Origin of the sequence: uncultured Xylophilus sp., assembly GCA_913776965.1 — a bacterium.
Lineage (GTDB): Bacteria > Pseudomonadota > Gammaproteobacteria > Burkholderiales > Burkholderiaceae_C > Xylophilus.
Window position 1 is genome coordinate 151,628 of record CAJYQL010000025.1, and the last position, 9,194, is coordinate 160,821.

7 protein-coding genes are annotated in these 9,194 nt (G+C 73.1%); 1 reads left to right on the forward strand and 6 read right to left on the reverse strand.

Going from position 1 to position 9,194, the window contains the following annotated elements:
- Positions 1–9: 9 nt before the first annotated feature.
- The gene (locus QZ500_RS04500) at positions 10–1,152 is read left to right on the forward strand and encodes a mandelate racemase/muconate lactonizing enzyme family protein (RefSeq protein ID WP_295851364.1); all 1,143 of its coding nucleotides are present in this window, start codon (positions 10–12) and stop codon (positions 1,150–1,152) included.
- 118 nt (positions 1,153–1,270) lie between these two features.
- Here QZ500_RS04500 and QZ500_RS04505 read toward each other — a convergent pair whose 3' ends face one another.
- The 6 genes from QZ500_RS04505 to QZ500_RS04530 all read right to left on the reverse strand — a co-directional run.
- Positions 1,271–1,690: a Uma2 family endonuclease gene (locus tag QZ500_RS04505; protein WP_295851366.1), complete on the reverse strand. Its 420-nt coding sequence runs from the start codon at positions 1,688–1,690 to the stop codon at positions 1,271–1,273.
- A 464-nt stretch (positions 1,691–2,154) separates the two neighbouring features.
- On the reverse strand, positions 2,155–2,331 hold the full coding sequence (locus QZ500_RS04510; protein WP_295851367.1) for a hypothetical protein: 177 nt from the start codon (positions 2,329–2,331) through the stop codon (positions 2,155–2,157).
- Positions 2,328–5,438, reverse strand: coding sequence for an efflux RND transporter permease subunit (locus QZ500_RS04515; RefSeq protein WP_295851370.1), 3,111 nt, complete (start codon positions 5,436–5,438; stop codon positions 2,328–2,330). Before QZ500_RS04515 ends, QZ500_RS04510 begins: the two co-directional genes overlap by 4 nt.
- A 51-nt stretch (positions 5,439–5,489) precedes the next feature.
- Positions 5,490–6,719, reverse strand: a complete 1,230-nt coding sequence (locus QZ500_RS04520) for an efflux RND transporter periplasmic adaptor subunit (RefSeq protein WP_295851373.1) — start codon at positions 6,717–6,719, stop codon at positions 5,490–5,492.
- Positions 6,720–6,777: 58 nt separating this feature from the next.
- Positions 6,778–8,343, reverse strand: coding sequence for an efflux transporter outer membrane subunit (locus QZ500_RS04525; protein WP_295851376.1), 1,566 nt, complete (start codon positions 8,341–8,343; stop codon positions 6,778–6,780).
- Positions 8,340–9,194: CerR family C-terminal domain-containing protein (locus tag QZ500_RS04530; protein ID WP_295851378.1), on the reverse strand; the 855-nt coding region annotated here is incomplete at its 5' end. The genes QZ500_RS04525 and QZ500_RS04530, both read right to left, overlap by 4 nt.

The following is a 9,194-nucleotide window of genomic DNA, read 5'->3' on the forward strand; positions in this document are numbered from 1 at the left end:
ATCGACACCATGCGCATCGCCGACATCCGGGCCGTCCCGCTCTCCTTTCCCGTTCCTCCGCACCAGTCCGTCACGCTCGGCATCGGCCGCAGCGTCAAGCGCGACACGGTCCTGATCCGCGTGGAGACCGACGACGGCCACGTCGGCTGGGGCGAAGCCCACCACGGCCGCTGCCCCGGCGCGGTGGCGAAGCTGGTCGACACCACCCTGCGCGAGCTGGTGGTCGGTTTCGACGCGCGCGACGTGAACGGCGTCTGGGCGCGGGTGTTCAAGATGCAACTCGCCAGCCACGGCATGGGCGCCGCCGCGGCGCTGGCGCTCAGCGGTCTCGACATCGCGCTCTGGGACCTGCGCTGCCAGGAGACCGGCTGGCCGCTCTACCGGATGCTCGGCGGCGTGTCGCGGCCGATCAAGGCCTATGCCGGCGGTATCGCGCTCGGCTACCAGCCGCCGGCGCAGCTCGCCGAGGAGGCGCTGGCGCATATCGCAACCGGCTACCGTGCGCTAAAGCTGCGGGTCGGCGACACCGCGGCCCGCGACATCGAGCGGGTGCGCGCAGTGCGCCAGGCGGTCGGCGACAGCATCGACATCCTGGTCGATGCCAACACCGCCTACACCGTGGACGACGTGCGCCGCGTCATGCCTGCCTACGACGAATGCAACGTCGGCTGGCTGGAAGAACCGTTCCCGCCGCAGGACCGCCGCGCCTACGCCGCCGCGGCTCGGCTCGGCCGCACCCCGCTGGCCGCGGGCGAGAACCACTACACCCGCTACGAATTCCAGGCGCTGTTCGAGGACGGTCACGTCGGCTTCGTGCAGCCCGACCTGTCGAAGACCGGCGGCGTGACCGAGGCGATGCGCATCGCCGCGATGGCCAGCGCCCTGAAGCTGACCGTCAACCCGCACACCTCGGCCACCGCGATCAACATGGCCACCACGATCCACTACCTCTGCGGCGTGGACAACCCGGGGTACTTCGAAGGCGACGTCACCGCGCTCAACCCATTCCGCGACCGGCTGACCGACCGGCCGCCGTACGCCCTGGACGAGCAGGGCTGCGTGCGCCCGCCCGAGGGCGTGGGTATCGGGCTGACGATCGACCTCGATTTCATCAAGGACCATCCGCTGATCGAAGGGCCCTGCTACGTCTGAGGCTCGGCGGGCGGCTTTTGCTCGGCAGGGCCCCGCAGGCACCGTCACGCTGCCGGCGGTGGTTCCACGTCGGCGTACAGCTCGGCCGCCGGCAGCGTCAGCCCAACGCTCGCCAGCGTCAGCGCATCGTCGGCACCGAACGGATGCAGCACCCAGAGGCCATCCGCGCCCTTGCGGTACACATTCGAAGGCGCCGGTGCCCGGCGACAGCACCTCGCACAGCAGTACCGGCTCGGCCTTCGACAGCGGGCTGGCATGGTCCGCATCGCTGCAGGTGACCGATCACATTGGGATAGAAGTAGGCGTTGGACGCCTGCACCTGCAGCCCCATGTCGCTCATGAAGGTGCGGCACCGGGTGCCGCGCAGGTGGTGGCGCAGCGCCATGTAGAGGTTGCCCGACACCGTTACGTGCCGGTCCTCGGCACCGGCCATCGCGAAGACCTCGCCGTCGATGTATTCGTGGCGTTCGGTCTGCTCCGCTTCCCAGGCGAGGTAGTCGTCGGCGGTGAGGCGATGCGGGGGTCGGGGGCGGGCCATCGCGTCCCTCGGGGATGCAAGGGTCGCCATTATCGGCCGGGGAGGTCAGCGCTGCGCCTCTGCCGCCGACTACAGGGACCGCAGGATGCGCCGCCTGATCAAGCCGCTCACCGGCCGGATCAGCATCCGGTGGAGGCGCATGCGTCGGCGGGCTGCGTCGTCGGTGGACTGGATGCGGGTGATCGTCTCGATGCGCAACGTGCCCGCAACAGACGAGGGCTGTGTGGCGAAGCACAGCAGCAGCCGGGCGCTGCCGGGTGCATCGAAGGTCTGGAACTGCGCGAGGTCGGCGCAGGGGCCGGCCCGAAATCGCCGGCCCAGAAGCGGCCGATCAACCCGAGGGCGATGTGGTCATCGGTGCGCTCCAGCTCGGTGAAGCTGTGCAGGCCGAAACGGCGGGTGCCGGGCGCGATGCCGCCGCCGAGGCTGATACGACGCGCCAGCCGCGCCGGCGCGTCGCGCAGCTACAGGGCGGTGCGCAGCAGCGGGTCGGCCGCATCGTCGTACCGCGCCACCGCATCGATGACGGCCGACGGTACGGCGCGGACGCCGCTGCGCCGGTGGGTTTCCGCGAAGTCGGACACCGGCAGCAGCCGGTCGGCCAGCGCGGTGGCCGGTCCGGCGCCGGCCGGCGGCCTCATGCCTGCGGCCCGGCCCGCCCGCCGCGCAGCTTGCGCAGCATCCACTGCCCGATGTCGTCGATGAAGGTGAACACCGGCGGGATCACCAGCAGGCTCAGCACGGTGGAGGTGATCAGGCCGCCGATCACCGCCACCGCCATCGGCGAGCGGAAGCTCGAGTCGGCGGCGCCGAAGCCGAGCGCGATCGGCATCATGCCCGCGCCCATCGCGAGCGTGGTCATGATGATCGGCCGGGCGCGCTTGTGGCAGGCGTCGAGCAGCGCGTCCCAGCGGCTCATCGGCGTGAGGTCGTGCGCGTCGGCGTCCTCGCCGGCATGGTTCTGGCCGCGGCGCGCCAGGATCGCGTACTCGACCAGCAGGATCGAGTTCTTGGTCGCGATGCCCATCAGCATGATCAGCCCGATGAGCGACGGCATCGAGAAACTCTTCTGCGCAATCAGGAGGCCCACGAAGGCGCCGCCGAGCGACAGCGGCAGCGCGGCCAGGATCGTCACCGGGTGCAGGAAGTCCTTGAACAGCAGCACCAGCACGATGTAGATGCAGAGCACGCCGGTCAGCATCGCCAGGCCGAAGCTCGCGAACAGCTCGCCCATGACTTCGGCATCGCCCACCTCGGTCACCCGCACGCCGGGCGGCAGGTTCTTCACCGACGGCAGCTCGCGCACCAGCTTGGCCGCGTCGCCGAGCGGCACGCCCGACAGCTCGATCTCGAAGTTGATGTTGCGCGCCCGGTCGTAGCGGCTGATGACGGCCGGCCCGCCCGCCACCTCCAGTGTCGCCACGTCGCCGAGCAGCACCGGGCCGCGGGTGCCGGGCACCGTCAGGCGCTCCAGCACCGCCAGGTCCTGCCGCGCGGCGTCGTCGAGCCGCACCACGATCGGCACCTGGCGCTGCGACAGGTTGAGCTTGGGCAGCGACACGTCGTAGTCGCCGACGGTCGCGACGCGCAGCGTCTCGGCGATCGCGGCGCTGGTCACGCCCAGGTCGGCGGCGCGGGCGAAGTCGGGCCGCACCGCGATCTCGGGCCGGGTCAGGCTCGCCGACGAGCCGATGTTGCCGAAGCCGGGCACCGTGCGCAGGTCGCGTTCCACGTCGCGGGCGGCAGAGGTCAGCGCCTGCGGGTCGTCGCCGGCCAGCACCAGGATGTATTTCTCGTTGCCGCCGGCCAGGCCCACCTTCAGCCGCACGCCGGGCAGCGATTCCAGCGCGCGGCGGATCTGCTGCTCGATGCCCTGCTTGCGCTCGCGCTCGCCGCGCGGCGACAGCTGGATCGTGAGCGTCGCCTTGCGCGGCTCGGCCGCGGCGCTGCCGGCGAACGGGTCGGCGCCCGCGCTGCCGGCGCCGACGGTGGTGTAGATGCTTTTGACCGTGTCGATCGCCATCAGCCGCTGGCGGGCATCCTCGGCGGCGGCGGTGGTCTGCTGCAGCGTGCTGCCCGGCGGCAGCTCCAGGTACACCTGCGTCTGCGAGTTGTCGTCCGGCGGGATGAAGCCGGTCGGCAGCAGCGGGATCAGCGCGACCGAGCCGACGAAGAACACCGTCGCGGCGCCGAGCGTCGCCCAGCGGTGCTTCAGGCACCAGGTCACCGCCCGCATGTAGGCGGCGAGCCAGCGCGGGTCCTTCTCCTGGTCCACCAGGGGCTTGAGCAGGTAGGCGGCCATCATCGGCGTGAGCACCCGCGCCACCACCAGCGAGGCGAAGACTGCGAGCGACGCGGTCCAGCCGAACTGCTTGAAGAAGCGGCCGGCGATGCCGCTCATGAAGGCGGTCGGCAGGAACACCGCGATCAGCGTGAAGGTGGTCGCGACGACCGCCAGGCCGATCTCGTCGGCCGCCTCCATCGCCGCTTGGTAGGGCGACTTGCCCATGCGCAGGTGGCGCACGATGTTCTCGACCTCCACGATCGCGTCGTCCACCAGGATGCCGATGACGAGCGACAGCGCCAGCAGCGTGATCACGTTGACCGAGAAGCCCAGCAGGTACATGCCGATGAAGGCCGGGATCACCGACAGCGGCAGCGCCACCGCCGAGACCAGCGTGGCCCGCCAGTCGCGCAGGAAGATCCAGACCACCACCACCGCGAGGATCGCGCCCTCGTAGAGCAGGTGCATCGAGCCGTCGTATTCCTCGGCCACCGGCTGCACGAAGTTGAAGGCCTCGGTCAGTGTGATGTCGGGATGCTCGGCTTTCAGATCGTCGAGCGCCTTCTGCACCTGCGCGCCGACCTCGACCTCGCTCGCGCCGCGGCTGCGGGCCACCTCGAAGCCGACCACTGGCTTGCCGTTGAGCAGCGCGGCGGCGCGGCGTTCGGCGACGGTGTCGCTCACCGTCGCGACCTGGTCCAGCCGGATACGCCGGCCGTCGGGCAGCGAGAGCTGCAGCGCGCCGAGTTCGGCCGCGGACTTCACCGTCGCGATGGTGCGCACCGGCTGCTCGCCGCCGCCCAGGTCGGCCCGGCCGCCGGCGCTCTCGACCTGCACCTGGCGCAGCTGGCGCGAGATGTTCGCCGCACTGGCGCCGAGGGCCTGCAGCCTGTTCGCGTCGAGCGCCACCCGCACCTCGCGCTGCACGCCGCCGACGCGGTTGACCGCGCCGACGCCCGGCACCGTCAGCAGCCGCCGGGCGACCGTGTCCTCGACGAACCAGGACAGGCCCTCGTCGTCCAGCTTGGTGGACTGCACCGTGTACGCCAGCACCGGCGTGCCGGCTAGGTCGACCTTGGTGATGATCGGGTCGCGCAGGTCGGCCGGCAGGTCCGCACGCACCCGGCTGACGGCCGAGCGCACATCGTCCACCGCTTCCTGCACCGGTTTTTCCAGCCGGAACTCGGCCAGGATGGTGACCGTGCCGTCCTGCACCGTGGTGGTGATGTGCTTCAGGCCCTGCAGCGTGGCGATCGAGTTCTCGATCTTGCGGGCCACGTCGGTCTCCAGCTGGCCGGGCGCGGCGCCGGGCAGCAGGGCGGTGACGTTGACCAGCGGCAGGTCCATGTCGGGGAAGTTCTGCACCTTCATCGCCTTGAAGGACAGCAGGCCGGCGAAGGTGAGCAGCACGAACAGCATCACCGCCGGGATCGGGTTCTTGATCGACCAGGAGGAGACGTTCATCGCCAGGCTCCGGTGGTGGGCGGCAGGCAGGGGATCGACATGCCGTGCTCCTTATTTCGTAGCTGCCGGCGCAGGTGCGGCGGGCGCCGGGGCCGGATTCGGTACCGAAGACGGGTTCGCCACCTTCACCAGGTCGCGGTCGTTCAGGAAACCGGCGCCCTGCACCACCACCGGCGTGCCGGCGGGCAGGCCCTCGGTGATCTCCAGCCGGTCGCCCACGCGCCGGCCGGTCTGCACCTTGCGCTGGGCCACGCGACCGTCGTCGCCGACGGTGAAGACGTAGCTGAACGCCTCGCGCACCACGACGGCCTGCTGCGGCACGGTCAGCGCGTCGCTGGTGCCGAGCAGGAAATCGCCGCGCGCGAACATGCCGGCCTTGGCAGGGATGCCGTTGCGGCTGGTGGCGGGCAGGTCCACATAGACCAGCCCGTTGCGCGTCTGCGGATCGACCGTCGGCGCGACCATGCGCACCCGGCCGTCGAGCTGCGCGCCGCTGGCCGCCACGATGCGCGCCGGCGTGCCGGGCCGCACCCGGCCCAGCTCGGCCGAGGTGACCTCGGCGCGCCATTCCAGGCGGCCCTTGCGCACCATGCGGAAGAGTTCGGTGCCGGCGCCCACCACCGCGCCGACCGTCGCGCTGCGCGACGAGATCACGCCGCTGTCGGGCGCCCGCACCGATGCGTACCCCAGCCGCACCTGCTGCGCGTTGTAGGCGGCGCGGGCCGCCTCGACCCGCGCTTTCGCGGTCTGCTCGGTCGTCTGGTACTGGGCGATCTGCGCGGCGCTGAGCGCACCGCTCTTCTCGAGCGTGCGGGCGCGCTGGGCGTTGGCCGCGGCGTCGGCGGCGGTGGCCTCGGCCTCCAGCACGCTGGCGCGCGACTGAGCGAGCTCGGCCCGCACCGTGTCGGCGGCGAAGGTCGCGAGCACCTGGCCGGCTTGCACCGTGTCGCCGACATTGACCTTCACGTCGGTCAGCCGCAGGCCGTTGGCCTCGGAGCCGATGATCGCCTCTTGCCAGGCGGCGATGCTGCCGTTGGCGGCGAAGCTGACCGGCAGCGGCGCGGTCTGCGGCAGCACCGTCGTCACGGTCAGCGCCGGGCGCGGCGCGGGCGGCGGGTCGGCGGCGACCGCCTTTTGCGCGGCAAAAATGCCCCACGCGCCCGCCAGCAGGGCGGCAGATGCTATCGAAAGCGTAGCGAAACGGCGGCGGGGATGGTCGGCGAGGGCCGGCGGCAGCAGGCGGCGGGCGGCGGCGTCGGCGGTGGAGATCAGGCGGTGCATGGTGCGGTCTCGGACGGAAGGCGGCAGGACGACGGGCGAGGTGGGGCGGCGGTCGGGATCAGCGCGACGTGGGGGCGGGGCCGACGGCCGGCGCGGGTGCTGCGGGCGCGGATGGCGCCTCGGCGGGCGAAAGGACGGCGACGGTCGCGCCGCTGTCTCCCGGCGCGGCGGCCGACGGCTCCCAGCCGCCGCCGGCCGCGCGGTAGAGCGCGATCCAGGCGGCCATACGCTCGCGCTTCAGGTTGACCCGGGTGGTCTCGGCCGCCAGCGCGGTGCGGCGGGCGTCCTCCAGCTGGATCTGGCTCGCCAGGCCGGCGTCGTAGCGGGCCTGGAAGCCCTCGAACGACGCGCGGTAGCCGGCCGCGGCGGTCTCGGCATCGGCCGCCCGGTCGGCGGTGGCGCGCAGGTTGACCAGCGCTTCCTCCACCTCGCGCACCGCCTGGCGCACGCGGGCGCGGTAGAGCGCGACCGCCTCGTCGTATTTCGCCCGGGCGGCGGCGGTGTTGGCCGCGCGCCGCCCGCCGTCGAACAGCGGCAGCGACAGCTGCAGCGGCCCGGCGGTCCAGGTGGTGCTGCTGCCGGAGAACTGCGGCGCATCGACATAGAACCGGCCGATCGCGCCGCCGATCGTCAGGCGCGGGTATCGCTGCGCCTCGGCATTCGCGACGTCGGCGCTGGCGGCCACCACGTCGCGCGCGGCGATGGCGATGTCCGGCCGCTGGGCGAGCACCTGGGCCGGCAGCTCTGCTATCGAAAACAGGGCATCCGGCACCGGTGCGACGGGCGCTGCATCCAGTTTTTGCCGCAGGACCGTCTCGTCGATCGCGGTCAGCGCGACCAGGCCCTTGACCGCCACGTCGCACTGCGCCTGCTGCTGCAGCAGCCGGTTGCCGGCGTCGGCGGCGCTGGCGCGGGCCAGCGCATCGTCGGCCGGCGCCTGGAAGCCGGCCTGGGTGGTCAGGGCCGACAGCCGGGCGCTCTCGCGGCGGGAGCGGGCATCGTCGGTGGCGACGACCAGCTGCTCGCGGCAGGCGCGCAGGGCGGTCAGCTGGTTGGCCGTCTCGGCGGCCACCGACACCCGGGCGTCGTGCCAGCCGGCCTGCGCGCCTTCCAGCCGGGCCTGCGCCGCATCGCGCGCCGCCCGGTTGCCGCCGAACACGTCGGGCTCCCAGCCGGCCTGCAGGTTGCCCTGCGCGGTGGTCGCCACCGCCAGGAACTGCGGCTGGAAGCCGCGGCTGAGGTTGCCGACCGCATCCAGCGTCGGCCCCAGCGCGGCGCCGGCCGCGACCCGGCTGGCGCGCGCCTGCCCGATGCGGGAGGCGGCCTGCGCGAGCGTCGGGCTGGCGGCCTGGGCGGCGCCGACCAGTTCGACCAGCAGCGGATCGCCGGCGCGCTCCCACCAGCGCGCCATGCCGTCGGCGCTGCCGCCGTGGGGCAGCGACGGGTCGGTCGCGGGCGCCACGGCGGCGGGGGCCGGCGGGCGCGGCGCCTGCCACGCGGTGGGGAGGGCCACGTCGGGCGTGGCGGGCGGGCGGGGCAGCGCGCAGCCGGCGAGCGCCAGCGGCAGCAGCAGCGCCGCCCAGGGCGCGCGACGCGGGAGGAAGCGGGAAGGCAGCGGTGTCATGCGGCTTTGCGGGTGCGGGAAGCGGGGGCGGATGAGGGCGCGGATGCGGGACGGACGGAGGCGGCCGGCGCCGTGGCGGGAGCGGCCGCCATCCTGCGGCGGCGCGGCGACGGCGGCGTGACGGCATTGGCCGCGGAACGCGGCGTTGCGCGAGCACGGGCGGGTGCGGGTGAGATTGCGGGGGCGCCGGCAGCACTCCGCCGGCGCCGTGCACGCTCGGCCGCCACCAGCGCCATCGCCTGGTCCACCAGCCGCGCCGTCCAGGCATCGACCGCCTCGGGTGTGTCGAGCAGGGCCGGGCGCATCAGGCCGATCATGTCCTGCGCGACGAACAGGTGCACGCCCAGCCCGGCGATGCCGAAGGCCAGCCGGTGCAGGTCGTCGTCCTCGGCCGCGAGGCCCAGGTGCCGGCGCAGTACGCCGACCAGCGCCTGCTGCGGCGCCACCTGGTCCTGCTCGACCTCGACGGCCCACTGGTCGGTCGGCTCCAGCATCTCGCGGATGTGCAGCCGCAGGCACTGCCGGGCCAGCTCGCCCTGCTTCAGCCCCGCGGTGACGCCGCCGAAATACGCCTGCAGCGCCGTGCGCAGCGTAACGTCCGTGCGGTCGAGCAGCGGCACCAGCTCGCGCGGCGCGGCGCCCAGCGGCTCGGTGAAGGTCGCGCGGTAGAGGCCGGCCTTGTCGCCGAAGTAGTAGCGGATCGCCGCCAGGTTGACGCCGGCGGCCTGCGCGATCGCGCGGGTGGAAGTGCGGGCGAAGCCCTGTTCCGAGAACAGCCGCAGCGCGGTGCGCAGCAGCCGGTCGCGCGCTTCGGCGCCGTCGGGGCGCAGGGCCGGGGGGGGGGTGGCGGC